The sequence below is a fragment of the Rubripirellula tenax genome (genome assembly GCF_007860125.1).
Classification (GTDB): Bacteria; Planctomycetota; Planctomycetia; order Pirellulales; family Pirellulaceae; genus Rubripirellula; species Rubripirellula tenax.
The window spans coordinates 679381-703917 of record NZ_SJPW01000002.1 but is presented as its reverse complement, the minus strand read 5'-3'; the positions used below and the strand labels follow the sequence as shown (position 1 = coordinate 703917).

23 protein-coding genes are annotated in these 24537 nt (G+C 52.9%); 7 read left to right on the top strand and 16 right to left on the bottom strand.

All coding sequences use genetic code 11. From position 1 onward, the window contains the following. Positions 1–52: 52 nt before the first annotated feature. Positions 53–1318, bottom strand: a complete 1266-nt coding sequence (locus Poly51_RS08395; protein WP_146456243.1) for an HD domain-containing protein — start codon at positions 1316–1318, stop codon at positions 53–55. Between the two features lie 412 nt (positions 1319–1730). Here Poly51_RS08395 and Poly51_RS08390 point away from each other — a divergent pair, with 412 nt between their 5' ends. Further along, positions 1731–4472 carry an FAD-binding protein gene (locus Poly51_RS08390; RefSeq protein WP_146456240.1) on the top strand — a complete coding sequence of 914 codons (2742 nt, stop codon included), beginning with the start codon at positions 1731–1733 and terminating at the stop codon, positions 4470–4472. 38 nt (positions 4473–4510) lie between these two features. On the opposite strand, the gene Poly51_RS08385 is transcribed toward Poly51_RS08390, so the two are convergent. After that, positions 4511–5065 (bottom strand): peptidoglycan recognition protein family protein, encoded by a 555-nt coding sequence (locus tag Poly51_RS08385; RefSeq protein ID WP_146456238.1) that lies wholly within the window; start codon positions 5063–5065, stop codon positions 4511–4513. A 311-nt stretch (positions 5066–5376) separates the two neighbouring features. Next, a complete protein-coding gene (locus tag Poly51_RS08380; protein ID WP_146456236.1) occupies positions 5377–6399 on the bottom strand; it encodes a tyrosine-type recombinase/integrase in 1023 nt (340 codons plus the stop codon). 247 nt (positions 6400–6646) lie between these two features. Between Poly51_RS08380 and Poly51_RS08375 the strand changes: the two genes are divergently transcribed. After that, positions 6647–7153 carry a hypothetical protein gene (locus tag Poly51_RS08375; protein ID WP_146456233.1) on the top strand — a complete coding sequence of 169 codons (507 nt, stop codon included), beginning with the start codon at positions 6647–6649 and terminating at the stop codon, positions 7151–7153. Between the two features lie 104 nt (positions 7154–7257). Here the strand turns inward: Poly51_RS08375 and Poly51_RS08370 are convergent, their stop codons facing one another. From Poly51_RS08370 to Poly51_RS30970, 11 genes are all read right to left on the bottom strand, one after another. Beyond that, on the bottom strand, positions 7258–7500 hold the full coding sequence (locus Poly51_RS08370; protein ID WP_146456231.1) for a hypothetical protein: 243 nt from the start codon (positions 7498–7500) through the stop codon (positions 7258–7260). A 72-nt stretch (positions 7501–7572) separates the two neighbouring features. Further along, the gene (locus tag Poly51_RS08365) at positions 7573–7971 is read right to left on the bottom strand and encodes a hypothetical protein (protein WP_146456228.1); all 399 of its coding nucleotides are present in this window, start codon (positions 7969–7971) and stop codon (positions 7573–7575) included. Further along, on the bottom strand, positions 7971–8495 hold the full coding sequence (locus Poly51_RS08360; protein ID WP_146456227.1) for a hypothetical protein: 525 nt from the start codon (positions 8493–8495) through the stop codon (positions 7971–7973). Before Poly51_RS08360 ends, Poly51_RS08365 begins: the two co-directional genes overlap by 1 nt. A gap of 2 nt (positions 8496–8497) precedes the next feature. Further along, positions 8498–9526, bottom strand: a complete 1029-nt coding sequence (locus Poly51_RS08355; protein WP_146456225.1) for a DUF932 domain-containing protein — start codon at positions 9524–9526, stop codon at positions 8498–8500. 843 nt (positions 9527–10369) lie between these two features. Further along, positions 10370–11743: a hypothetical protein gene (locus Poly51_RS08350; RefSeq protein ID WP_146456222.1), complete on the bottom strand. Its 1374-nt coding sequence runs from the start codon at positions 11741–11743 to the stop codon at positions 10370–10372. A 32-nt stretch (positions 11744–11775) separates the two neighbouring features. Next, positions 11776–14571 (bottom strand): type IV secretory system conjugative DNA transfer family protein, encoded by a 2796-nt coding sequence (locus Poly51_RS08345; RefSeq protein WP_146456220.1) that lies wholly within the window; start codon positions 14569–14571, stop codon positions 11776–11778. A gap of 16 nt (positions 14572–14587) precedes the next feature. Beyond that, entirely contained in the window at positions 14588–15304 is a 717-nt protein-coding gene (locus Poly51_RS08340; RefSeq protein ID WP_146534090.1) for a dienelactone hydrolase family protein, read from the bottom strand. Beyond that, positions 15304–15945, bottom strand: a complete 642-nt coding sequence (locus Poly51_RS08335) for a hypothetical protein (RefSeq protein ID WP_146456216.1) — start codon at positions 15943–15945, stop codon at positions 15304–15306. Before Poly51_RS08335 ends, Poly51_RS08340 begins: the two co-directional genes overlap by 1 nt. A gap of 746 nt (positions 15946–16691) precedes the next feature. Then, positions 16692–17231, bottom strand: a complete 540-nt coding sequence (locus Poly51_RS08330) for a hypothetical protein (protein WP_146456213.1) — start codon at positions 17229–17231, stop codon at positions 16692–16694. A 17-nt stretch (positions 17232–17248) separates the two neighbouring features. Beyond that, positions 17249–17518: a hypothetical protein gene (locus tag Poly51_RS08325; protein ID WP_146456211.1), complete on the bottom strand. Its 270-nt coding sequence runs from the start codon at positions 17516–17518 to the stop codon at positions 17249–17251. Beyond that, entirely contained in the window at positions 17518–17877 is a 360-nt protein-coding gene (locus Poly51_RS30970) for a hypothetical protein (protein ID WP_222435813.1), read from the bottom strand. The genes Poly51_RS08325 and Poly51_RS30970 overlap by 1 nt, the downstream gene beginning before the upstream one ends. Before the next feature lie 486 nt (positions 17878–18363). Here Poly51_RS30970 and Poly51_RS08320 point away from each other — a divergent pair, with 486 nt between their 5' ends. Beyond that, positions 18364–19419, top strand: coding sequence for an MT-A70 family methyltransferase (locus Poly51_RS08320; protein WP_146456209.1), 1056 nt, complete (start codon positions 18364–18366; stop codon positions 19417–19419). A gap of 146 nt (positions 19420–19565) precedes the next feature. Continuing rightward, positions 19566–19793 (top strand): hypothetical protein, encoded by a 228-nt coding sequence (locus tag Poly51_RS08315; RefSeq protein WP_146456207.1) that lies wholly within the window; start codon positions 19566–19568, stop codon positions 19791–19793. 51 nt (positions 19794–19844) lie between these two features. Here the strand turns inward: Poly51_RS08315 and Poly51_RS30965 are convergent, their stop codons facing one another. Further along, positions 19845–20582 carry a hypothetical protein gene (locus Poly51_RS30965; protein WP_222435812.1) on the bottom strand — a complete coding sequence of 246 codons (738 nt, stop codon included), beginning with the start codon at positions 20580–20582 and terminating at the stop codon, positions 19845–19847. An 80-nt stretch (positions 20583–20662) separates the two neighbouring features. Between Poly51_RS30965 and Poly51_RS08305 the strand changes: the two genes are divergently transcribed. Beyond that, positions 20663–20932 carry a helix-turn-helix domain-containing protein gene (locus Poly51_RS08305; RefSeq protein ID WP_246114348.1) on the top strand — a complete coding sequence of 90 codons (270 nt, stop codon included), beginning with the start codon at positions 20663–20665 and terminating at the stop codon, positions 20930–20932. A 180-nt stretch (positions 20933–21112) separates the two neighbouring features. On the opposite strand, the gene Poly51_RS08300 is transcribed toward Poly51_RS08305, so the two are convergent. Continuing rightward, positions 21113–21952 (bottom strand): hypothetical protein, encoded by an 840-nt coding sequence (locus Poly51_RS08300; RefSeq protein ID WP_146456204.1) that lies wholly within the window; start codon positions 21950–21952, stop codon positions 21113–21115. 539 nt (positions 21953–22491) lie between these two features. On the opposite strand from Poly51_RS08300, the gene Poly51_RS08295 reads away from it, so the two are divergent. After that, positions 22492–23460 carry a TauD/TfdA family dioxygenase gene (locus Poly51_RS08295; protein ID WP_146456202.1) on the top strand — a complete coding sequence of 323 codons (969 nt, stop codon included), beginning with the start codon at positions 22492–22494 and terminating at the stop codon, positions 23458–23460. Further along, a complete protein-coding gene (locus Poly51_RS08290; RefSeq protein ID WP_146456200.1) occupies positions 23450–24523 on the top strand; it encodes an ATP-grasp domain-containing protein in 1074 nt (357 codons plus the stop codon). The genes Poly51_RS08295 and Poly51_RS08290 overlap by 11 nt, the downstream gene beginning before the upstream one ends. Positions 24524–24537 lie beyond the last annotated feature (14 nt).

Sequence of the window (24537 nt, the reverse complement as noted above, 5' to 3'; positions counted from 1 at the left end):
GTGGCTAGGATGCCCATTCGTAGTTCGTCTTTGTCCAACACCGTCATCTTGGTCACTCCATGTTCAGGATGATTTGTTCGGCTTCCGTTTTATTCTCACGAAGACAGTACAGCATCATTGTATCCGTCTGCTTCAACCCCTTCACTGCTGCGGAATGCTCAGAAAGTGGTAGCACGCGAGCGTCCGGGTTTTCGCTAAGGATCGGGATGTCTTGGTCTTCCGACAATTTGTACCAAGCTTTGCCTGATCGTGCATCATGCATGACTAAATCGCCCAGTTTATCACGAATCGCTGCGAATCGTTCTTTGTCTGCTGGAGTCGGAACTTCTGGGGTTTGGTAGATCATCCGATAGTGATCGCGATCTCGAATACGTCGGCCATGGTCACCCGCGTGGTCAGCCGCGAGTTCGCCGAGAACTCGCCAATCGTCCCATTTGAGGTACTCCTCCAACCCGTCGCCCTCTAGTGTGGGGAACTTTCCGTCGGGCAAGATCTCTTTGAGCGCTCCTTTCAAGTGGCAATTGAAGGCTTCGCGAGTCTTGTGGAAATACACTTGTGTGAACATGAAGTACCGCGCCAGAACCAATCCCTCGGCCGCATGAAGTCCACCTTGCATCAGTCCGATCCTGGGACCGGTTCCTTCATTCGTCTGGACGAATACCAAGCACCTAATTAACCGCCGCCAATCAAACCGACCATAGTCGACTCCCGCGTGCAACGAATCTCGCAACAGGTAGTCGATTCGGTCAGCGTCAAGTTGGCCGGTTACCAAGTCGCGCCAAATTAATGAACGATTCGTTAGCTTGCCATCGAGCAACGAAGCGACGTCATCAGCCTTGATTTGGTAGTTGTCGCTATCGGGATGTGAGTTGATGACATCTCTAAGTGTCCGCCGAATGATCTCGGCCGAATAGTCTTCGTGTTCAAGTTGAACTTTACCTTGCTTGGGAAAGAGTTCTTCTGATGCGTGAGAGAATGGTGAGTGCCCTAAATCATGCAGCAGCGCAGTAAGCCGCACCAAAACCCTGTCTCGCTTTAACGCATCGTCGTTGAACCCAATTTTGTTGATGAGGAATTGTTTAGAGTTCTTGGTAATTGCATCGAACATCTCGCTCGCGACATGCATCACGCCCAAGGAATGCTCAAAACGTGTGTGCATCGCGCCGGGATATACTTGGTCGGTTAACGCAAGCTGTCGAATGCGCTTCAGACGCTGGTATGCCGGATGATTGATGATTTCTCGCTCCCAATCACGAACGGTGACAAAACCGTGCAGCGGACAGCGCACCTCAATATCGCGTTCGTGTTGTGGTGTCATCTCAGATCCCGAATTGGACGTATGCCCCTGCGAAGGAGAGCAGGTCTCACTGAGGCACCAGGATAGGCACGCCAAGCCGATCTGGAAACTACGGGCACCGCCGCTTGCAGTTCTGCAAGTTCATACCGAGACCGCTTGGCGAGGCTTGCGACTCTAGTCAGCTAGATCGAGATCCGCTGGACCACGTTCTTTGTAGCTTTGCGATGGCGACGGTCGCAAATTCTAATTGTGCGTGGATCGGAGCTGCCCGCAAGATTCCGAATGTCTTCCAGTGACATGCCCTGCACCTAAGCGGTCAGTGATTGTCGGAACCGGGTTCGATTAGGGTACAATGCTCGCCTGCTGGAAAGAGAATCCTGACTGAAGTCGTACTATCTGTCCCTTGAGCAAAACGACGCGGAGGTCGACGACGATGGCAAAGAAAATCGCACGCCCTGAGGTGAAGTTCTCCGGCCGAGTCATAAGCTCTCTTGTTGACTTTCAAGATGGCTCGTCGGATGTGATTGGCCCTCACCATGTTGTCTACCCAAAGACGGCGTCGGATGTTGCGACCGCCGTGACGCTTTCTCAAAAAGCAAAAACGTTCGTAAGAAGTGGCGAAAACGCGACCAAACAGGATTCCGTCGACGGGGCCGGTGGCATTGTCATCAACCTGAAGGAAATGAACGGTGTCACGGTGAAGGGAGGTGCATTACGTGCTCAGGCGGCAGCTACCAGCGAAGCTGTCACGTCACAACTTGCTGAACACGCACTCGCTCTCCCGCTAGCGGACAATCCTTTGAAGAGCATTGCGTCCACCGTTCTATTTGAAACGCCTTCGTATTTGCGTCGCAGCCTTGGCCCGCTTTCTAGTTACATTTCCTCGATACGAGCGGTGCGGCCAGATGGAAAGGCGATCAAGCTGAAAGACAGCCTACAGGAATCGTGTTTGCAAAAATGTCGTGCGATGCAAGCCGTTGTAACGGATGTTGAATTCAAGCCAACCTCAGCAAAAGGACTTTGGATGCATCGGGCAACGTTTCCCTACCCAGGGAAGAAAGTATTTTCCCAGATCTCTCGACAAATATTCCAAACGATCAAATTCTCCACGAAGTTGGAACGAACAGATGTTTCTTTGGATGCATTCAGTGGGCCATACGATATCCCGCTGGTCAGAATCAGCGTACTAGGCTCAACGCCCGCTGGAAGAACTTCGCTGAAAAAGCTACTTGGCAAGGCCGTGAACATTTTGCCCAAGACTTTTGAACCGGATGACATTGCAGTGGAAACGCTCACTGGGCCAGAGGTGTTGGATGCACTTTCTGAATCTGGCTTGGGTACTCCAGGTGATGCCATGTTTGAGTCGACTAGCTTGCATGACTCGGTCGACGCGACTGGCGATACGGAAAACTTTCTTTTGAATCACGCAGACAACGTTGATCGAGACATCGCCTTTCAAGACGAAACTGCGGGAAGGATCATTCAAAAGACAAGACTGACGACAAGCCTACGGTTAAACCCACAAAACGGGCTGGACCTGACTGGATATCGCCACACTCCGATAGCCAACGACTCAACGGAAATTCGCAGCAGGGCGACGCCACTGCACACTGGTGATTCCTTGCAGGCTCCTGTCGAATTCACGGCCCTTGTCCGCGCTAGTCCCATCCCAAATTTCAGGGGTGAAGTGTTTTCAAAGAATGATTGGGGATTCAAGTCGAGAGCACACCAATACGCAACATCTTCTTATTCATCTACCCGCATGACACCGTTCATGCTTGCCTATCCACGGGACGATGGCGATATCGTCGCTGCAATTCAGTTTGCGAGATCCCAAGGCAAACATGTCGTTGCCCGTAGTGGTGGTCATCAATATTCCGGAAAATCGTCGGGCGGAAGCGACACAATTGTCTTGAGCCTCGATCATTTTGACCAACTCGACCACCTGGGCGGCAGTGTGTTCCGGGTGGGGCCTGCTGTTCGATTGGTGAACGTGGCAACACGGTTCAAGAATGAACGCGTCACGATTCCGCACGGCGAATGCCCGCAAGTAGCGATTGGAGGGCATGCACAAACCGGTGGTTACGGACACCTGATCCGCAGTTTTGGATTGTGTACGGATTACGTCACTTCCTTTGACATCATTCTGGCGGATGGAAGCAAGCGGACTGTCGGGCGACCGAGGGAAGACACCACTACGACGCCAGAAAACGACGAGCTATTCTGGGGCGTTTTGGGCGGCAACGCGGGCTCTTTCGGGATTGTAACCAGTTACGAATTCGATTGCATCGAAGATGTTGCACACCCCAACTCCTACGGCTTTACGTTTCGCAGGCGTTACAAGGAGAGTGCGTTCCGAAAGCTCATGAAAGAAGCTCAGAAGTGGACCAAGCAAATTGCGGACAAAACGCTCGACCCAGATCTCGACTTCATGATGTCGGTTGGATCATCGAGGTCGCTTTTCCCCTTTCCGGGGCTGGTGGTTGAGCTAGTGCATGGGAATTTGGGAGGGGCAAGTCAGGTGGTCGATGGCGAGCAGGCTTTCAAGCCGATCATCAGGGCATCAAAGCACAGGGCTGGAATCTGGAATCTGTTTGCGACGAGAGGGAAAGACAGCTTGTCGAGCCTGTCACTCTCCTTTGTTCGCTCTTGGCCGCTCGTCACACGTCAGGGGCGCGAGTTTGTCTATCCCTACAAGAAGCGTGTCAATTGTACTGTTTCAAAACTGAGCAACGAATTTGTAGACGAGTTTGTCCAGAAGGTTAGCCATATAGTGCTGAACGAATCGAAAGTGAAACTTGTTTTTCAAATGAGCTTCGGCGGAGGAGCCTTCAGGGATTCGGCCCGCCGCGACGCGACCTCGATACCTCAAAGAGACTCGGTCTACACTTTCGTTTTCGATCTTTTCTACAAACAGGGTGGTGAACAAATTGCAGAGAGCCTTCAATCAGAAGTTCAAGATCTGATTGCGCGGCACTTCAATGGCAGCCAAGAACGAAGAGTGTTCTGGGGTACTTTTGGCAACACCGATATCAAAGATGCTTCGGTGCGTAAGATGTACTACGACAGTGATTCGCAGTATCGTCGCCTACAAAAGCTGAAGCAGACCGTCGATCCTGACAACTTGTTTCAAACAAGCCTTACCGTGCAATTGCCGGATCAGCGCGATCCATAACGTTGCGAAGCTGACGTATGTGACGTACGGGGCAGGGTCTATGGCGATTGAAGTCCAAGTTCAGTCCTCAGTGACGGAATCTTGTCCATGATCAAATTGCCAGGACACTGCGTTGCGCCCGCCGCCATGAATTCTTGGTGACCACCGAACTTTTGAATCGGGAAATGACCTTTCAACGTCTCGCAAAGAGACTTCAGCTTATTGACATGGGTTTGAGTCAAATCATCGTCGTCCAAGTCCAAAATTTGCTCGTCGTAATCGCCCATCATCAAGACGCCGATCTTTTTGGTATTCGTGCCTCCGACATGTTCACCCTTGAACGTGATGTCTCGACCTTCATAGACAGTGCCGTTCGGGTGGATCATGTAGTGATAACCGACATCGTCGAAGTTCTTGTCTTTGTGCTTTTCTTGAATGGCGAGCGGATCCTTGTCCCCTGCATTCCCTGAATGATGGACGACGATCGAGTCGAAATCCCAATCCGCAACCAACGGTTTCCACGGTCCGGTCGCTCCCCAGACCGAACGCTTTGTGATGTCGTGTGTGGCGATAATCTGATCGCGGACGCTTGTTGGTTTCGGAGGATCGGGCATCGTGATTGCTTTCGTGTTCGCAAGGAAGTGTCAGCGGCGTCCGCCGCGCCAGCTTGAAACGCTTGAATTGTAGCAAAGCATCCATTGATGCAGCGGCAGAACCATCGTTCCACGGCTCGACAGTGGCTCCTTGAACCTCAGCGAGAACACTCTAACGACGTTTTTGGGCAATCATCCTGAGCGATTTTAAGTTGATGTCGCAGCGAGTAATTCAAAACGGACCAATAAATCGTCGGCCATCAACGCGATGGGGCCAGTGATTGGAGAGCTTGCCCGACGTTCAGCGAATGGTGGGAAATGCCGCTGTGATGTCATATTGAAATCCGCTCAACTATGTTACGAGTTACCTTTCGGTTTCGCCGATCGTAAAGTCGCGTCGTTCGAGGATCAGCGTGACCGGCGAGTTGCTGCACGTCCTCAAGAGGGACGCCTTGGCTTAGCAGGTCGGTGATCGTAGTCACTCGGAATGAATGCGGCGATAGCCGCTTGGGTAAACCGGCATTACGCATTCGCCGCTTGACCATGCGGCTCATATCGTTGCCAGTCATGGCGTTGTCCGTCAGGAACTTGGTTCGGCGGATTGTCGTCCGGAACAGGGGAGACTTGTCACATGCGTTGCAAAGTCCAGCAACGCGAAGGTAGTCGGTGATGAATTGTTGTAGGTCGTGTCGCACTGGAATCTCTCGTGACTTACCTCCCTTTTCGGTAAAACGTAGGCAATACTGGTCACCAGCATCGACGAAGTCGCGTTGCCGCAACTTGGAAATCGACCCAACTCGAGCTGCTGTGTAGATCAAGATCCCGATGATCGCCCGGTCGCGACAACCTACCACGGACGACACATCGATGCTGTGGAGCAACTTGCGTGCTAGTACAACTGTGATTTCAGGCGTTTTGCCTTCCACTACTTGCAGGCGTTCGCCACGAACCGAAGCAGCCGGATTTAGTACTACGACATGTCGCGTGACGAGCGTGTCAAAAAAGTGCCGTAGTGCGGCCAAGTGGAGTTTCTTCGTCGCGGCAGCATAGTCAAGCGAATCGAGATAGTCGCCCACATCGCGAGGGGAAACATGCGGAAGTGTGCGACCAAGTCTCTCGCAGTGCTCAAGAAATCGCCGCACAGCGCGTCCGTAGGCGTCGCGAGTATGGGGATTACGTATCCTGCCATAGATGAACTCCTCCCAAGCAAAAGCCGCACCAGCGCCCGCAGAGGCGACCAATGCGGGTAGGAGAGCATCTGACGCTGGCACCACCAAATTCAAGTCGTACTTGCCAGCTAATGCGACTGCTTTACTTCCCGAGTCCTCCATGGTGCCTCCAAGCAAGTCCTGCATCCAACAGCAAGTGATTCAATCATCATCCCAATCGGAAATCACCGATCTACGAACTTATCGGGCAACGCTTTTAGTGCCTCATAACGTCCTTTGTGATGCACTAACGCTAGCACGACATCGACAACGACGGCAAGTAAATTGATGGTCGAAATTGGCGTTCGACGTCCTCGCCGAATCAATCTTGACCTGAACGGTGAAGATTTCCTACCGGCAGTCACGGTGGTTACTTCGACAGGGGGAGGGATTCATGGTTAAGCAGAGTTCGGCGGGATTGGTACTGGGTTCTTTGAGCAACATCGGTAGCGTCATTGCATTGGTGTTGATTCTGCCTGGAACGATCACGTTCACGCGTGCCGACTGGGTAATGTCTACGTTCGTCGCGATTCCGCTGCTGCTCATGTTTTGGTCGATCGTTTCCACGATGGACTGTCTTCGGTTCGGCGGCGTTCGTAGATGGGGACGCATGTTGCTCGCATGGATATTCACTTGGGCCTGGGGACGAGGCTTGAATCGAAATGAACCTCTAGGCTTCGATCCGGAGACGTTCAGTCAGCCAGCGCTTTACCAGTTCTCGACTGACTATGGAGTAAGTGTTGTCGGATGCCTTTGCGTCTACTTAGTGGTAATCGAAGCAATAGCCATCGTCATGTTGCCGGGCGATCACAAGAGGCCGTTCATGGATCAATTCTTCGATGGGTCTGTCGGCGCGTATCCCAATGCGGAAGAATGGGAGTCTGAATGGGAGTCTGAATGAGAGGCCTCGGTGGTCTGGGAACCAAAGAAAACCTCTCCAGGGCAGCAGTTGTGGTTTCTGAAGCCGATCATTCGCATGTCCATTTGGGATGAACTCGGTTGCATTTAGCTTGTCGAGCTGGCTTCCTCGAAAATCCAGTCGTGAGCCTTGTCGACGACCTTGGCCACCAACGGCAGGTCGTCTCGGCCGAAACTGGTCGAGTCTTTCCATTCGTCACCGTCCTTGTAGATCCGACTGAGCGTAACGTTGTGGCGAACTCCGTTGTCCGTTTCGTTTGCCCATATCGCTGCTTTCACAACGCCAAGTCTTACTTCGTGAACGGGGCGTGTTTTCTGCTTCGTTGCCATGGGATTCTCTTGGGTAAAGAGGAAAAGAGCACGTCGACCACTTGGCGGGCGGTGACGCGGTAGATTGCCGATTCAGTCACTGCGACTGCATTTCGGGCATCTACCTAGAAAGTTCTCAGACAAGCCCGCAGGCGTGTACTCGATCCCCGTCCAACCTTGCTGCGTTGCCGCATCAAACTGGTCGGGGCCTTCGTCACAGCATTCGGCGCAGCTAAGTGAGAATGCCACTTCTGCGGGGATGCCGTTCGCGTCTTCCAAGACGCTTGTTGCGCGACGCAACATGTGCCGCGCGACTGTTCGCGTGATCTTCCGATGGCACTCGTTACCAAGAGAACCGATTGGAGTCGTCTTCGGTGGGAAGCCGTCGCGAGCAAGCCATTCCAGCAGGGCTCGCGCGTATTCCGCCACTTCTAACCACTCGCGATCGGTCCATGATCGAAGCATCTCGATCCATGCTTTCTGCGGGTCCATTAGACAGACTCGAATGCGGCTAGATCCTCACCATCCCGCTCGCTGTCACGTGTCAGCAAGATGAGTTGGCAGATCCACTGCGCAAGCTGTCCTTGGATCGCATCGTTGAAAAGCAAAGCTGTCAAAGAATGCGGCGGAGTCATGCCGTCGTTTAAGTCGAGGAGAAGCGAGTCAGCCATTTCAGCCGCGTCTTCGAGACCATGTTTACGACACCAAGCAGCAAGCATGGCTTCCCAGCGTGATTGCGATTCAGCGAAGGGCTGCGTCATACCGCCTGTCGGTGGATGACTCGCCGATTCTGGCTGAAGCAGACACAACGAAGCGTGTTGCTTGAATTCTTTGGCAACGAACTTGGCGATGGGACCATTCAAGCCATCATCACCGTCAAGTTCGACAAGCGTTGACGGCGGAATGCTCCCAGATTTCAAGCTAGTGAGCAGACCAGTTGCCAATGATTCCATTGACTCATGATCAACCGTACTCCGAACGGCGAGCATGGCATTCCAGTATTCCTGAGCATTCATGATTAGGCCGCCAGTGCAAGAGAAAGTAGTTTGCCAACTTTGGCGTCCATTTCCGTTCTGTCCCCGGCGAGTTGCACTCGCTGGGTCACCTGCGTCAACGCATCGACCAATGCGAAGATCGTGAAGGCTCCGTGTTGACGGGCAATCTTCATTGCATCCTTGATCAAGTGCCGCGGAACTCCTTCTTTTGCGAGAATCGAAAGTACTTGCTCGTCATCGTGACCGAGTTTCTCTCGCATCGCTTTGCGAATGCAGTTGACGAAGCCATCGCGGCGTTCATCTCGTTTCACAATCAGCGACTCGATGACTTTCCGCACCTCTGACAATCCGTCGCGGACGTTTGCAGTGTGCTTGCTACTGAACTCGACGACCTCGATCGCATCCCAAACGATGTGATTACGGCAGACCTTCTGGAACCAGAAAGTTTGCACACCCATCGTCCGTCGGCCAACTTCAGAGTTCCATAGGAAAAAGCCAGGAGCGAACGCCTCACCGTCGATTTCTGCCCAACCCGTTGGGTCGATCAGAAACGCGAACATGTCTTGTTCACCACAGTACAATCCCGAACTTTCACCATCACTAGCGGTTTGCGGAGGCGTGAAGTCCGATGCAAATTCCTTAGCGATGTCGAGCAATTCAGTGTTCCAAAGCCGCGTGTAGGCGACTCCGTGAACTGATCGAATTTCTTCACCAACGGTCAGGATCTGGTACGGCTTGTCAGCAGTTGACGGGAGCGTCTCTTCGAGAGCTTTGCTCGCGGTCTTCGGAGAGAGCCGATTGACAGTATCTTTGTGAACCCTTGCCATCCGACACAACTGCGAGAACGACCAGTCGTTCAAGTTGTAGTCTGGAACACTTCCGAGACAGACGGATAGGTCATGGGTGACATTCAATTCGTGCGGCAGGATCCATTGATCCTTCGCAGAGACTCGATCGCTTTGGCACTTTTGATACAGTGACTCAAACGTGTCGTAGCACTGATCCGGCGTTCGCCGAAACAATTCTTCGTGTGCTCTTGTGAGCGTGGCCATGGCAGACAACTCCTGCTTACTGGCGGAAACGACGTGATGACGACCAACGAGGTGCGTCAACAGAATCGCTGAGCTGAACAATGGGCTGGCTCTAAGTAAGTCAGTCCAACATTCAGCTCGCTGCCAGCGAGCAGCGATGTTCTGCGAAAACCTTTTTAGACCACCGGCCTCATGCCGCACGATTGAGCGTGGGGCATAAAGCCGACATACGTCTACTCAGATTCAGTTGTCAATTCTCGGTCGCTAGCTTTCCCTACCACAGAAGTGAGGAATTTGCACGCATATGGTTTCGCTTCCTTAACACGCTTTTTTGGCCAACAACAAGAAAGAGTGGCTTCGTCGTCCTTTCACCGATGGGGCTCGCCCCGCAGAGGCCGAAGGCCCTTGGCCCCGCTCGGTGAAAGGACGATGAAGCCTGCTTTGGCGGAATCACTCCATACGTCGAACGAGTGGCTTTGTTGTTTCGATTCCGCTTGGGGCTGGTCGAAATCGAAATCGGTTCTGGCACGAATGAGCGGAGCCGATGGCTGGGCGAGCAGCTTGCCTGTCTCGCCGTGCCTTTGGCGGAGCGTGAATTGCACGCGAGCGAGCAGATTCTGAAATCACGTCGCGATCTCGCGATTTTGCCATGCGGCGACGTGAATTCAGTAACTGATCGCGGACGAATGCAGTCAGCGGTCACGAACTAAGCGGCAGTTTCGTCCAAAATATTGGTTGCAACGAACGAAGCAGCGAAGATAATGAAGGTTCACTGCCCCAGCCGCCGGGTTATAAAATAAGGGGGCCAGACGTGGGCCAGGTCTGTCAAAACTGGCTTTTTTCATGCGCGCATCAGGTAGCTATTCAGGGGTCGAGCATGCCTTTGTCCTTCAATGTCTTCCCATACTTTCTGAACAGATCGTGTGCGGCCTGTAGCGTCGTCATATCCAATTGACCCCAATGAGTCGGCTTGAGGTAACGATAGTCGGCGGAACCCCACTTTGTGGTGGTGCGGTCGTTCCAGCCTGCATCGAGTACCTTGATCATGTGAATGAGTCCATCTTGAGTTGCTGCCTCTGTTCCGAGCGTAACGAGGTGAGAATAGGACGCGGGGCCAGGCTTCGAGGATTCTTTTCCGCGCAAGCTATAGCCGTTACCAAACAAGGGACTGAGATATTGGCGGATCGCGGGAAGATCACGCTGGAATTCCTGTTCAAGCTTCGTTGCTTCGGCTGCTTTCCGTTTGCGTTCATTAACATCAGCTAAGTCGTCTGCTTTTCGCTTCGCCTCGATTCTGATTCGCTCGGCTTCTTCTCGTGCGATTTTCTCCAGAGCTGATTTTTCTGCTTCAGCAATTTGACGATCTTTCGCGATTGTTGCGTTGGTCGTCATTGCAGCGTTCTCACGACGTGAGATCTCAAGTTGCTCTGCTAGCTGACGCAGTTCGGCAGATCTTCTGTCGGTGGCTCGTTGTGCAAGCAGGCTTCGCAATGTCGTTTCCGACATGCTCGTGAGCTTCGAGGCTCGCGATGTGAGGTCGCGAAGGCTGAGTAGAGTACGCTCGGAAGCTTGGTCGTCACGCTCAGCTTGTCTCTTTAGCTCTCGCACTGCGCCGAGAATCTCAGAGCTAGGCGAAAAGTCGGCAGGCAAATCCTTTTGTGCATCAAGCAGCGGTTTCGCGAGTGTCGACAATTGTTCTTGAAGCAATTCAACGTCGACGCTTTCCGTATCAGAAGCGACCCCAACCAAAGATTCAACTTCCTCGATCATTGCTGCATCACTTGCGACTTTGCGTCCTAGCGGTCCATCGAGAAACTGATCCGTTTCGACTTGAATCGCTTTTGTGTTGGCTTTGAGTTGGTCAATTGCCGAACCCGCGGATGATACTTCACGCAAAGCGAGACTCAGCTTGGAAGATGCAACAGCGAACGCCTCTTGATTCGCCAACTCCGCCTGCCGAAGTATTTTGTCCTGAAGTTCAGCGTTAGCTTTTCGGGTCCGCAGTTCTACGTCACTCTCCATTCCGCTCAAGACATTCTCAGTGCGCCAGGAAGATGCGTAAGCCAGGACCATCCAGAGAGAAAAGAGAACTGCGGCCGATCCGAGCAGCACGCTGAACCAACCACGATTGGAAAGAACGCCAATTGCCTTCGTCCATGCGGTTTTGTCAGGCTCGCGAATAATGAGTGCTCGTTCGCGAGGTGTGGGTTTTGCTTCAGTTTTATCGTTGTTCGTCATTGATGCATTCTCAGAGGCTGGTTGGAATGTATTCAGAATTTTTCGAGGATTGAGCCTGGATCGGGATCGGGCTTTTCCCCTGCTGGTGGGTCATCGGCGTCACCAGTGTCTGCGTCCGGTTCGTCGTCATCCGCCCCGGCGATTTCGTCCTCGAGTCGCCGTTGCCGAGTCCACTCATCTTCGCAGATGACAGTTTCTTCGGTGAGTGCCGGCCAGGGTTGCTTGCTGCGTCGTTCGTGCTCGGCGAATGACATTGCAAATTCGGAGTCGATGGGCATCGTCAGTCCGCCGTATTGAGCGTAGTCACGGTCTGCTTTGAGGCGGATGATGCTCCGTTTTCGCTTGGCACTTATGTTATTGCAGTCCACGGCCGTCAAACGCGGATGCTCAATTTCGGCAAATGATACGGTCGGTTGCTCGCCCGGTTGTTGGCTTGTACTTCTGGACAAAACGACGCTGTTACCGGAGGTGATTGAAAGATCCTGAATCTCTGACTTTGTTGTGACCGAAAAATACTGCTGCACCTGCACGTTGGCTTCGACGGTGGTCGTTAAATCTAAGCCGGATTGTTTCAGATCCTCAAGAGACTGGTGGGCAACAATAAGGCTGATATTCAAGCTGCGGGCTTGTTGGAAAATTTCCTTTAGGCTAGGCGATAGAATGCGTTGGAATTCGTCAATTACTACGTAGGTTTGAACTCGTGACTGTTTTCGTAAGTGCAACGCAGATTTGAAGATTGAATGGAGGGCGAGTTGGGCGAGGTTTGCACTGGTGATGCTTCCGTCACCACTCCCCAGATCGAAGTGGCAAACCTGCGGTGATCTGAAAAACTGCGTGCAGTCGATGGCGTTTTCGAGAGCTTCATTGGAATGCCCCATCCCAGAAATCGCATTGACCGACTCCAGCTCCGCCATTCGTCTAAGCACCATCTTTACGTGGCTTGAGTCGTCTTTTCCTCGCTTAGGCTTGAGGAGCGAGACCTCTTCACTCGCTTTGCAAAGCTCGCGGAACGATCGAACCTCGTCTTTCCTCTCCGCGTATGTGATCACTTCTGCAAGGTGATCAGAGTTGGCGTCGGAGAAGAACGATGGACCGTAAGAAACGCCATATTGCAATCCCAAAGCCTGAGTCAAAAAGTCTGCTTTGGTTTGCGGCGAACGCCCTTTTAAATACTGCTGGTCGACAGGATTGAAGACGTAAGTTGACTCGCCTCGCTGCAGTGTGTGCCAGCGGAATCGCATGGCTCGTTTTTCGCTCTCGATACGGAGCGTCTCGAACAGAGCCGTGTCACCACCCTTGAGGTCCATCACAACAACGGATGCATCTCCATGCTCCATCAGTTGAATAATCAGCGGAATCAATCCGCAGCTCGTCTTGTGTGAACCACTTTTCCCCAAGATATGGACATGCTCCTTAAACGCCGCTCTAGGAATCAGAACAGGTGTGTTGTCTTTGGAGTTGACCCCCATAAAGATTGATTCGTTTGTGCGACGGTCATCGCAATTGGCGACACGTTTGGTGATGTCTTGCCAAATCTTTGGTGTCAGGAAATGGCCGGCACGGACTCCTTTTGGAAACCGGGCACCTAATCTAGAAACCACGATCATTGGTGTCGTAAGTGTGAGAGCCAGACCGGCGAAAAAGCAGACGATGGGTGAAACGATCCACGTGAGATAGCGAACGGTTTCTGCGTCGAATGTGGAAGTGTTTGTGTTCTTCTGGAATGATCTTGGACCAGCAATCTCTACTTCCCAACGATTTCGCTCATCTTCCGTAAGACGGTCGAGAATAGCTTTCTGATACGGCTGTAGAACCGTTGATTGCGAGCTACTGGAAGCCTGAATTGCTATGGCAGGAACTTGGTAGTCTTGCGGAACGCTGATCTGTGCAGCAGCGGCAAGGATGCCAAGTGACGCGACTGTGATGACTTGAGTCCAGCGTTGCTGGCAGTTACCGGTACTTGCATGGTAGTTTCCCACGCCCGGTTGGTTCCGCCAGTTGTAAACGCAAAACCGACGAACGGCTCGCTTCATTCCGTAGTACATTCGTCGCGGTGTGAGGTACGGACGAAGACGTATCTTTCCAAGTACAAACTCAGTTGCGAGTAGCAAGCTAACAGACATGATTAGCCATGCGGTGACCAAAAAGAGTAGAGTTGTCGCAATAGAAAGAGGCGAGTCGGAGCCGCGCAAAAAGATCGAGAACGAAACGATGTAGAGAATCGCCGGCGTGAATAGCACGAGGGGATACCATTCAATGTATTGCGAAGAAAACTGCCGAGCAAATCGCTTCTTCCAACTCTCGCGAAACATCTTACATTCGGACAAGAGCGTCGGTGGAATAGTCTGAAGCTCCATCGTTTGTGTCGCCAAACGGTCTGCGGCATGCACCGATATGACCATTGCAACAAAGAGCGTGACGAAGGATGGGCTGAGAAGAGAAGCCGAATAGCAAATCGCCAGACCGACCAAGGCGGGCAACATCGCAGATGTCACTCGCCAGTGTGAGCACCTTGAGAGCATGATTGTTCGCAGGTAGATCAGTGTGACCAAGCCTGCAATCCACGCCAGATATTCTCCAAGACCCGCGATCGCTAGCCAACTCGCACCAAGAGCAAACGCGGCCAATATGGTTGCCCAGGTCTTTCTCCTTTCACGCAGCCAAGGGGTAGTTTGCTTGGGACGATTTCCAAATATCGGAAGTTCCAAATCCAATTTGCTGTAGTCTGGGAGTTCCGAATACTGCGTTGGATTGTCGCGTGAAGTGTAAGCCGAGTCTGGGTATTCGGGAGTTTGGAAAAAGCCTTCGATGAATTGTTGGATCTTCACTTTTCGTTCCTTTGTCTCAGATTGCGAACGTTTCAAGCCAACGCGAAGGCTCGACACGAACGGAGACAGGGAACTGACGTCGCTTGATTGATGCTGCTAGAGTGTCAGCCTTAGCTTGGCTCGGTGTCAGCATGACAATGAAAAAGAGACGGTTTTCGATTAGCTGCTGAAACGCGGGCACTTCCAATCGTTTGTCTATTTCTGCCTTGCATTTTCGAGCAGCGTGATCGACGGGGCCACCGAGGCATACGACGATCAATCCAAGTCGCTTTGTGCCCAATTCAGGATCAACTTCAAGAAAGTAGTTCTTGGCATCGACTTTCTTGGCCAGTAGTTTCGGCTGAGTTTTGTCGATCTTCCCGCGCGTTAGCTTCTCTCTTATTTGAGGCTCAGCGCTGCAGTATTCCAATATCGCCAGTCGTGTGGGCAAAGCTTGGCTACCGAATCCACCGGTTCGATTTCTTGAATAGCCAAAGTAATCGCACGCGGCAGGTCCATAGCTGTAGTAGACCGATTCATGATCAATCTTATGACGTTCCAACAATCCGTTGCGGATAAGCCTGGTCGTTACTTTGGTGACAGCATTGAGCTGGGAATCGTCGAAGAACAACCGATGCAAAACATCACGCGTGGTCAATCCGTAGACTCGCACGTGATCAAGAATCTCCAAATCTCGATCCATCGTTTTACCGCGAACGGCACGATTATGTTGGGTGGGTTTTCGACGCGCCATTACCAGATCTCGTATGGCAGGTGACGTTTCTGGCAATCCCGATGGAATGCTTCAACTCGTTGCTTGTCATAGCTACCGCCGAACTCAAGAACCAACCGCGGACGTTGATCGGGTGCCTTTGCTAGAACTGCGTCGGGTAGCTTCTGGCGATAGCGAAACGGTGCGAGATCATCCTCTCCAATCCATGTCGCGGCCTTGTCGGCGTCGTTGCGGCGGAGGTTGAGAAACATCTGGGATACGCCCAAGTCATGGGTGGCATGAAAGGAAAGTTTGAGGCGTTTGCCGCCTCGGCCACCAAACATCTTGGACGATTTTGATGTCGCGGTATAAACCGGAGTTTTGACGACACCTGCCGTCCATCGACTCTGTAGCTTCCACGCAACAGCACCAAAATCAGGCGCAGGCGTCTTTGGCTTCCAACTTGCTACGGGGTGATCCATCGGTGGTAGTTCCGACGCAAACACGTGCTGAATCGAAACGAGTTCGACCTCTGCGAGCTTGTTGATGCGACGAATCGCTGCGTCGCTTGTCGCGACTGTATCAGGCCACCACGTATCGCGAATTTGGATACGATTCAAGACTCGAACCTGATGACACAGAATCGAGAGAATTTCCTTGTCGCGTGGGGTTAATCTTGTCACGATGAACTACCAAACTCCCATATTGTGATTCGTGGAGCTGAAAATTCAACAAAAGAAATTGATCGTGTTTCCAAGGTGTTTCCAGATACTCAGATCTGACACTTCAGCACGAAACGAAGTCTGTTACGTCGTAATTTGCGCCTATTTGGAACTGAGAGGCGGCACATGACTCGGCTCATGGCACGGTGAGGTGGGGTGCCACCACGACGTTGCACTGAAGTAGCCGCTGCGAAGAAGCGGCGTGAGGTCGGGCGGCCAAGCCCGACCGAATGGCGAGTCCGTCCAGGACTCGCAAGACCGATTGCAACCGGCTCCAGCCGGTTCGATCGGTGGCCGAGCGGCCAAGCGAGGCTGAGCGACCCTCGTCGCTCATGGCGTCCGCCCTAGCGGACCCGTGCAAGACCGTTCAGGTCGCGTGCCCTAGCACGCATGGCTGCGGAGGGAGGGATCTCCCAAGTGCGAAGCACTGGGGAATCCCGAGTGCAGCGGCAAGACAAAGCCCGCGGCCCCAGCCGCGCGGACCAATCACGGTCAGGCGTTCCGATCTCCTGATCGCGCACGCGATCGGGAATCGTACGCCAGGACAGAGGGGACGTCGCAACGCGACGTGCGCTCTTGTCGAAAAATTGCACGGTTCCGACTGCACTCTATTCGTTGCTTAGGCTCGCTGCTTACGCTGCAGAACTCGATTGTTCGTTTGTTAGTAGTAAAAGGCCGGAAGCGACGATGTCGCCTCCGGCTGTCCGTCATTCAGTCTCAGCAAGGACACCTTCTTGGAGGGACGTTGTCTGCTCGTTTAGCAGACGCGAGACACTTTCCCAAAGGTCGCGAATTTGACGTGGTGAGGTTGCGAGCCAAACGGTATCAAGCATTGCGTCTTGCTCATCCAGCAACGCCAAAATCAGCTTTCCAAGCTCATCGCTTTCCATTAGCCGACGCTTCTCCAACTTTTGCTGTGACTCCATGCGTTTGTCGATGATACCCTTTGCGACCCACTCGCCCCTGTCGGCGATGCTGCTGACGGTTCGCCCACTCAATCGGGAGGCATTGCGTTTTAGATGCTCCACCCTTTCTTCCTTCAGCCGCTCGATTGTTGCGTCGATTTCTTCGGCTCGCTTCACTGTTTCGTCAAGCCCAAGCCGCTGTTGCGCCAACTCTTCCGCTCTTGTTTCGATCGTTTCCAAGTAGCTCGGATCGCGTTCGGCAACGATCCGCGCGATCGTTGACTCGATGCGTTTTCCAATTCTCTCTTTCCAATGCTCTTTCTCTCTGACTGTCATGCTCATGTTTTTTGTCTCCGTGTCTATTGCTTCGTAGCGTTATTAATTTCCATGTCGGCTAAGGCGTCGTTTTCTCGTCGCCACTTCCGAGTCGTCAATTCGACCCAAGCGACTGCGAGTGCGATGTCGCGGGTGTCGCTCGCTTTGAAGAAGCGTGACGTTTCACCAGCAAGGCTCTCATCTCGAAACATGCCAATTTCGATTTCTGAGCTTGGTGTTTGCCGCCGCATTCCGACAACAACGCAACCGAAACTCGTCGCTTCAATCTGATAGTCATCCGCTGTCCAGTTCATTATTGACCTCCTGTTCGTCGTGTTTGTGTGCGATGTACTCGCAGCTCGGGGCGCGTGCTTGCGGGCGTCTTATCTTGCGCGGGCACCTTGGCGAATCCCGCAATCCATTCGCAACCACGAATAACGTCCGGGAAGTCACTCGGGCGGAAGCTTTTGGCGAGCCGCTCCTCGCCATATCTCTCGTAGATTCGGTTTTGGGAAAACGTGTAGCTGATTTCTCCCGTGATACTTTCGTTCTTCCAGATTCTTGTGATTACGCTCCCGTAAATTCGTTGCTTGAGTGGGCGGTTCTCCTCGAAATCTAAAGTTTCGTTTCGTTGGGGCTGAGCGGTTGGCTGAGCCTTCTTTCTTTTCAACATGGCGTGTCTCCATTTGTTGGTTCATTCTTAGCACTGTTTCCGAAGCGTTCCTCGGTCGGTGCAGGAGACACCTGACTTGCTGTCGAGCCGGGGGCAAGGTGGAGAACGGAGCGCAGCGGAGTGGACCTTGCGGCCGAGCGAGCAGCATGGCAGAGGGCGGCGTGCGTTTTCCGCGACGCGGAAACGCATGACGGTCATTTTCCGCGAAGCGGAAATGACGTACCCGTGTGGCTCCTGCACCGACCGAGGAACGCCCCCAAACTCTACAGGATTTGCCTCACATGCTTGACGAATCAAATCGGAAAGGGTGTCAGGTCTCGTACGGCTGTATTCGTCGTGAAAATCAACGTCGACGACAACCGAACTTGCAGTGGACGTGCCATCACAACGTCCACTTTCTTCGCGATTGGCTGTTTTGAGTTTTCAATAGTCAGGGTAATCGCCAACCGTTGGCGAATCAGTTTGTTCCTAACAAAAGGCAATCGCATGGGACTCTTCACGAAAGAAGAGAGTTCCGACCAATCGCAGTCGGAACCGAAGCAAGAGGGTCGAGAAGTCGCTGCTACGAGCGACCACAATGACGCGGCGTCAGCACAGCTAATTGCACTCAACGGAGTGCAGCAAGCGTTGGCGGTCGTGTCGAGGGTCGAAGACATCAAAGAGGTCCGAGACCGCGCCGAGGCCGTTCGCAAGTACATCGAGAGCGTAGGTCTCGGGCTCGAGGTCCAAAACAAAGCCGCGGAACTCAAGCTTCGAGCGGAGCGAAAAGCTGGCGAGATGCTCGCGGAAATGAAACTGCACGGAGGCGACCGGCGCAGTGACCAAAGTGCCGACCGAAGAACGCTAGAGGACTTGGGAATCTCGAAGGATCAATCGTCGCGTTGGCAACTGCTCGCGGCGGTCCCCGAAACCCTGTTTGATGACTTCATCGGGCAATTCACCGTTCGTCGTGTCGAACTAACGACCGCCGAGGCGCTTCGCTACGCAAGAACGATTCGTGGTCCTGGAAAGGGTGGAAAGTCCGCGACGGAAAATGATTGGCTGCCGCCAGCAACGCTGAGTGAGGTCCTTGCATCGGGAGCTAAGTTTGGTTGCATCTATGCTGCACCACCAGCGACGGGGGACGGAGAGGGAACGCTGAGCATTGATCAGTTGTGTGGATTGCCGATCGGTGATCTTGCCGCCGAGAATGCACACCTTCATTTGTGGACCAGCAATGAGCAGTGCGCGGCGGCTCATCGTGTGGTCGAGGCATGGGGGTTCAAGCCGCAAGATATTCTCGTTTGGATTAGGCCCAAACGCGGCCCGGGCCCGTATTGGCGTCGCGCTCACGAGCTGTTGATGCTCGGTGTCCGAGGTGATTGCCCATTCCAAGATAAGACCGTCCATAGCTGGATCAAGGCGAACAAGCCACGAAATGGCGGTAAGCCCTCCGCCGTCCGCGATCTGGTCGAGGCCGTCAGCCCCGGACCCTACGTCGAGCTTTTTGCGAATAAGACTGCTCGCGGATGGCAGTGCTGTCAGGTCGACGATGAAAGCTGATTGGTTCATCGCGTCCTGCGAGCGGTGCGGGAGCAAATGGTTTGCCCCGTTTCAGCCGATGCGGTGTCCACCGTGCGGCAAACTTCACCCGGCAGCCGTTCGCGGATTGCCGGATTACCTAATTTCAGACGACGAGAAAATAGACAATGAGCAAACCACCAGTGATCGAATTTCGGATGGGCCTAATCAAGGCGACTGTCTGGGAGAACCAGACGAAACAGGGATGCCGATACACGACGACGTTGACGCGGCTTTTCAAGAATGGTGACAGTTGGGTCGAGTCGACACGTTTCGGGCGAGATGACTTGCCACTAATCGAAAAGGTTGCGGCGAAAGCCCACGACTGGATATTCGCGAAGAATCAAGGCGGATGAAACATCGCCATGATTGAACAGTAAAGCCGGGCACGACGCCCGGCAGTTTGGTCAATAGTCACTTGGCAGCAGTACGGTCGTCGAGGCCCGGCTAGCTTCCGTAATGATCCAGATCTTTTCGCCTGATTTGCTTTGGTAGATCGAGAATATCCGTGCTCCGGTCCGAATTGCATCTTCGTTGGCTTCGCGGTCATGTTCACTGCAATTCCCCCAATCGCCCGATGCGTGGCGTTGCACCAGATCATAGAGCTCTTGCTCTTCCAGGTGCTCTAGCGCGCCCGGTGTCGCCCCTAACGCCCCAAGCGAGAACTTTGTGATCTCGATTATTCCATTGATATTCTCGTGCTTTGCGTTCTTATCCATGGTGGTGTCTCCAATGATGGGCATGCTGCCCGTTGCTTCCAACGGCCACCCGCCGAAGGCAAATTGTTTTCCTTCCGAGTGGCCTTTCACTCCTGCTGAAGGCCCGCTCGGAAGAAAACAATTCAAAAATCTTTGTTTGCCTTTCGCGCAGCATGCGAAGAGAGCGGCGAGCAACGGCAAGGCGAAAGACAGACGAAGTCTGGCGTAAGCGTTGCTGTGATGAGCGACCGAAGCAGAGGCAAGGCGAAAGACCACACGGTTATTCAATGTGCCATCGACTTCGTCGCTATGCCGAGTTGGTGTAGGTGTCAGATTAAACAACGAGAGTTGCCCCGTGAAAACCGGCGAAAGGGAAAGGGTATCGCCAGTTTCGCGTGCCATCGCAATCGCCACTTTCTTTGTTGTTACAAAGAGTCTGTCTAGCATGTCGAATCACAAATCTGATTGCTTATCAACATGCAGTGACAACTCAGAAGGGTTCGCCCGCCATTGAAAGGAAATCCAACATGAATGAGACCGATGTGGTCGCACGGCTCGAACGAATCGAAACGTTGCTTAGTTCGCTGGTGCAGCAAGAAAAAGTGAAGGATTTCTATACGACTTCCGAAGTCGCCAACATTCTGGGGCGTGCCGAATTTACCGTCCGCGAATGGTGCCGCCTGTACCGCATCCATGCAGAGAAACGACCTTGCGGGCGCGGGCGATCAAAAGAATGGATGATCTCGCACACCGAACTACAGCGAATCCAGAACGAAGGGCTGCTCTCGATCCGCTGAGACTTTTGCGAAGGATGCACGATGCATCTACTGAGGGATGCCATGACGAGAGGGGTTACTCCGTTACACTCCCCATTTTCGAGTAGGACGGTTTCGCTCAGCAAGATGCGAATGATCGTCTTTTTCGACAAGAGGTACTACAGGGCAAAAAAAGCACGCGATACAGTTAGATGAGAACGGCTATTTTGGCTTCTTCCTACGAGGGAAAGAAACCGACTTGCGATTGTCAATTCGCGTTGGCAGGTCAGCCAAGTCAACGTTCCAATGAGTTGCCATGACGGAACGACTGAAGAAATCGAGTCCCTGCGACAGCTCGTCTTCGGTGCTTTCATTGGGATAGTTCTTGGCAAGATATAGGCGAAGCGACTGGGGATAATGGTGTTCGTTGCCCAGTTCATCCTCGTATAGATCAATTGCGAGCTTCGTGTGGCGGATTGCTGAAAGATCGTTGTGCTTGGCTCGTTCAATCATCGCTTTCAAAACGAGGATATCAGCTTGGACTGCTTGTACCGGAATCTGAAGTGCGAGCGTTTCTGCGATTGCCAGTTGCTCAATTGCCTCATTCACAAGGTTTGCCTTCGCAAGCAATCGCGTTTGCGCCTCAGCTTCCACAAGCCGCCGGAAATCGTAGTGCGGGTTGCTGTTACTTGCCCATCGGCTTGCCTCAGAAAAGTAGAAATCCGATTTACGGTGGAAGGCGCAGGCACCGCGTGCCTCTTTGGGAGTCACCGCATCGCGTTTCCAAACATCTCCACTTGGCGGGACATGCAAATGATAGAACTCGGCAATAAGTGCGGTGGCGCGTGCGTTGCGATGCTCATCCAGATCGGAGTACAGCAAAATTCGACTGGCTGCCTCGATAGCTTGCCCAATCAGGTTGTTGATTTGTAATTCGCTCTGCTTGGAATCCTCCAGAAGATGCTTGTAGGTCACGTGCCATTCGACAGAGTCAAGTACTTCAAACTGTTCACTCAGAGCGTAGTGACCCTCTCTTAGCAACTCCAATGCCGCCTGAATCATCGGCGAAAGGTGACACAATTCTTCAGCTCTTTGCTTGAAGGTGTCTTCGTCGTGGTGTCGAACCCATTCGTTGTGGGTGTAGCGCGAAGCTCGAATCCTCGTTAACAAATCTTCCGCGCTAAGTGAAGAATAGCTGAGAGACTCTTCCGGTAACTGAAGACATCGTTCGAGCTTGCGTCGGACGGTGTCAGATGCCTTTCCGGCGAACGCTTCTCGAACTGCAGTGGTTCCGCATGAAGCTTGCTCGGCCAGACGCCGATAAACGGCGGTCAGCTTCAGGTCACCAAAGATGTGTTGCCGCGCCTCGTGTAGTAAATCGAGACGAATCGGTTTGACGGTTGGCGGACGCCCGCGGCTTTTTTTAATCTGAGACATCTAGTATTCCCTCAATACGAGGATACGGCTTCACTCCAAATTCGGCAAATTTCGGGACATGGAATGTTTTTCCGTCAATTTCCCGACAGCGAATCAAACGCTTGTTAGCTACGAATTGGCCTATTCTCCAAAGATCACTCATCTTGTCTTCGTGGAGATAATTTATGATTCAAGACGCAAACTTACAGGAGTCAACCGGCAAGAAGCCCACACCGTTGTCGCTGTCCTTGCATCGCGACTCGGTGCCAATCGATCTTGGTTTGCTCGCTAGCCAAATCGCAGTGTGCGGATATGCGGTCGTCCAAGGCGCGGGACACCAACGCGACCAATTGGCAGAGTTGGCAACCCAATTTGGAAATATTCAATTTCACGAACGGTCGGCCAGCGACGGGGTGGTCGAGATCGAATCAGCACCAGCTAACGGCAACACTGATGCGCAATTTGCCGGGCAGGGAATAGCCGCTTTTCCGTTTCATACCGACGGAAGTTATCTTGACGAAATCCGGCAAATTGACCGTGACGTTTTTGTGCGCGTTAATCCTCCTCGCGGCCTAGTTATTCAGTGTGTCCGGCCGGCGCAGTTTGGTGGCAATCTAGTCCTTTGCGATGGCTTGGCAGTGTCCCGAGCCATTCAAGCAGAGTCACCAGGATTGTTCGCTGAACTACGCCGGTTCGATGTCGCGTCTGTTTGCCGTGGCGGTCGTATCTGCACAAAGTTCCCAGTCTTCGGTTACGGGAGTTTGGGCCTCAAGGTTCGGTTTCGGTCTGACCATTTTCTTTGGGCTGATGCGGCCGGCAAGTTTGCTGTGGAGGAGTTGGTTGAACGTTATTTTCAAGACGAGAGTTTCCAAACCGAAGTGGAAATGATACCGGGCGATATGGTCATCATTGACAATCACCGGATGCTGCATAGTCGAAAGGCGATTGTTGGTGACACGCCGCAGGGGAGACTGATGCGACGTATCTGGATTGCGGCAGAAACCGAATACCTATTTGCACGATCTGGCGCGACCACGCAACAGAGCTACTTGGAAGACGCAACGGTCGACGACTACCGAACGGTTTCATCGCCATTGCCATTTCGCGATCGATTGCAGTGGCCGACCGTGGGAGGTTCGTCTCATGGCGCATAACCCTGCTAACGAACTGGTTGTAGCAATACTTCATCAGGCCGTTCCACCGCCAAGGATCGGTAATACATTGAAACCGATGAAACCTGGGGGCTATAGGGACAGTGGAGCTGACATTGCGTTTGCGCTGCGTTCTATGGGAATCAAAATCGTAACTGAATGTCGTGTTCGGCCAGACGATGACTCTGGCTGGTCCTTTCCTGATTCTGAAATTGGAATCGATAACGCGATAGCGCGTGGTGCCAATTGCCTTTGGTTGAACACAGTTCTCTATGAAGGCCATTCGATTGAACAGTGGCTACACCGTGTTCGGATTGTTGGGCAGCATCCCAGCATGGTTCATCGATGCGATGACAAGTACGAAACGAATCAGCTACTCCGTCACTCGGGCTGTCCGGTGGTTGACAGTCGACTCGTCGACCTTCGCAAAGATGAGACGCCGATTGAATTTCCCGTTGTAATCAAGCCAGTACGTGGGCGAGGCAGTCAAGGTGTTCGCGTGATTCTGGATGCCCAACAATGGCGAGCGGCGGTAGACGATTTTCTCACGCAGGGGTCGTTTGGGACAATCGCGATACTCGAGCCGTTCCTTGCAGGCGAGGAATGCACGGTCACTATCATGCCGCCTGGAAGGTTTTCATTGCATGAGAAAGCCTGTGACTTTGAATCGCCGTGGTGCCTTCCTCCGGTGCAAAGATTTAATCATGAATTTGGCGTGGCACCCTACAATGGTACGGTCGCAGTGACCAAAAACAGCAGAGTCTTCGACAACCGAGAGTGTCGGGCGGCGACTACGAAAGAGCTGATGCAAGCATGCGTGCTGGCATATGGCATCGTCGACGCTCGCGCACCGATTCGGATTGATTGCAGGAAAGACCATGAAGGTCGTTGGCTGATGTTTGACCTCAATGCAAAGCCGAATATGACCGGGGCAGGTCGTCCCGGTCGAGAGAATCAGGATGGACTCGTTGCCATGGCCAGCATCTCTACGGGGCTGAGTTACCGAAATCTTGTCTCTGACCTAGTAGTCAATTCGTGGACGGTTGAGGAAATCGACTCTCCGTAGGTCTACCCAGAAAA

Coding starts and splice junctions, on each gene's coding strand:
- Poly51_RS08395 (WP_146456243.1), bottom strand. CDS start 1,318: ATGACACCACAACACGAACGCGATATTGAGGTGCGCTGTCCGCTGCAC.
- Poly51_RS08390 (WP_146456240.1), top strand. CDS start 1,731: ATGGCAAAGAAAATCGCACGCCCTGAGGTGAAGTTCTCCGGCCGAGTC.
- Poly51_RS08385 (WP_146456238.1), bottom strand. CDS start 5,065: ATGCCCGATCCTCCGAAACCAACAAGCGTCCGCGATCAGATTATCGCC.
- Poly51_RS08380 (WP_146456236.1), bottom strand. CDS start 6,399: ATGCAGGACTTGCTTGGAGGCACCATGGAGGACTCGGGAAGTAAAGCA.
- Poly51_RS08375 (WP_146456233.1), top strand. CDS start 6,647: ATGGTTAAGCAGAGTTCGGCGGGATTGGTACTGGGTTCTTTGAGCAAC.
- Poly51_RS08370 (WP_146456231.1), bottom strand. CDS start 7,500: ATGGCAACGAAGCAGAAAACACGCCCCGTTCACGAAGTAAGACTTGGC.
- Poly51_RS08365 (WP_146456228.1), bottom strand. CDS start 7,971: ATGGACCCGCAGAAAGCATGGATCGAGATGCTTCGATCATGGACCGAT.
- Poly51_RS08360 (WP_146456227.1), bottom strand. CDS start 8,495: ATGAATGCTCAGGAATACTGGAATGCCATGCTCGCCGTTCGGAGTACG.
- Poly51_RS08355 (WP_146456225.1), bottom strand. CDS start 9,526: ATGGCCACGCTCACAAGAGCACACGAAGAATTGTTTCGGCGAACGCCG.
- Poly51_RS08350 (WP_146456222.1), bottom strand. CDS start 11,743: ATGACGAACAACGATAAAACTGAAGCAAAACCCACACCTCGCGAACGA.
- Poly51_RS08340 (WP_146534090.1), bottom strand. CDS start 15,304: ATGGCGCGTCGAAAACCCACCCAACATAATCGTGCCGTTCGCGGTAAA.
- Poly51_RS08330 (WP_146456213.1), bottom strand. CDS start 17,231: ATGAGCATGACAGTCAGAGAGAAAGAGCATTGGAAAGAGAGAATTGGA.
- Poly51_RS08325 (WP_146456211.1), bottom strand. CDS start 17,518: ATGAACTGGACAGCGGATGACTATCAGATTGAAGCGACGAGTTTCGGT.
- Poly51_RS30970 (WP_222435813.1), bottom strand. CDS start 17,877: ATGTTGAAAAGAAAGAAGGCTCAGCCAACCGCTCAGCCCCAACGAAAC.
- Poly51_RS08320 (WP_146456209.1), top strand. CDS start 18,364: ATGGGACTCTTCACGAAAGAAGAGAGTTCCGACCAATCGCAGTCGGAA.
- Poly51_RS08315 (WP_146456207.1), top strand. CDS start 19,566: ATGAGCAAACCACCAGTGATCGAATTTCGGATGGGCCTAATCAAGGCG.
- Poly51_RS30965 (WP_222435812.1), bottom strand. CDS start 20,582: ATGCTAGACAGACTCTTTGTAACAACAAAGAAAGTGGCGATTGCGATG.
- Poly51_RS08305 (WP_246114348.1), top strand. CDS start 20,663: ATGAATGAGACCGATGTGGTCGCACGGCTCGAACGAATCGAAACGTTG.
- Poly51_RS08300 (WP_146456204.1), bottom strand. CDS start 21,952: ATGATTCAGGCGGCATTGGAGTTGCTAAGAGAGGGTCACTACGCTCTG.
- Poly51_RS08295 (WP_146456202.1), top strand. CDS start 22,492: ATGATTCAAGACGCAAACTTACAGGAGTCAACCGGCAAGAAGCCCACA.
- Poly51_RS08290 (WP_146456200.1), top strand. CDS start 23,450: ATGGCGCATAACCCTGCTAACGAACTGGTTGTAGCAATACTTCATCAG.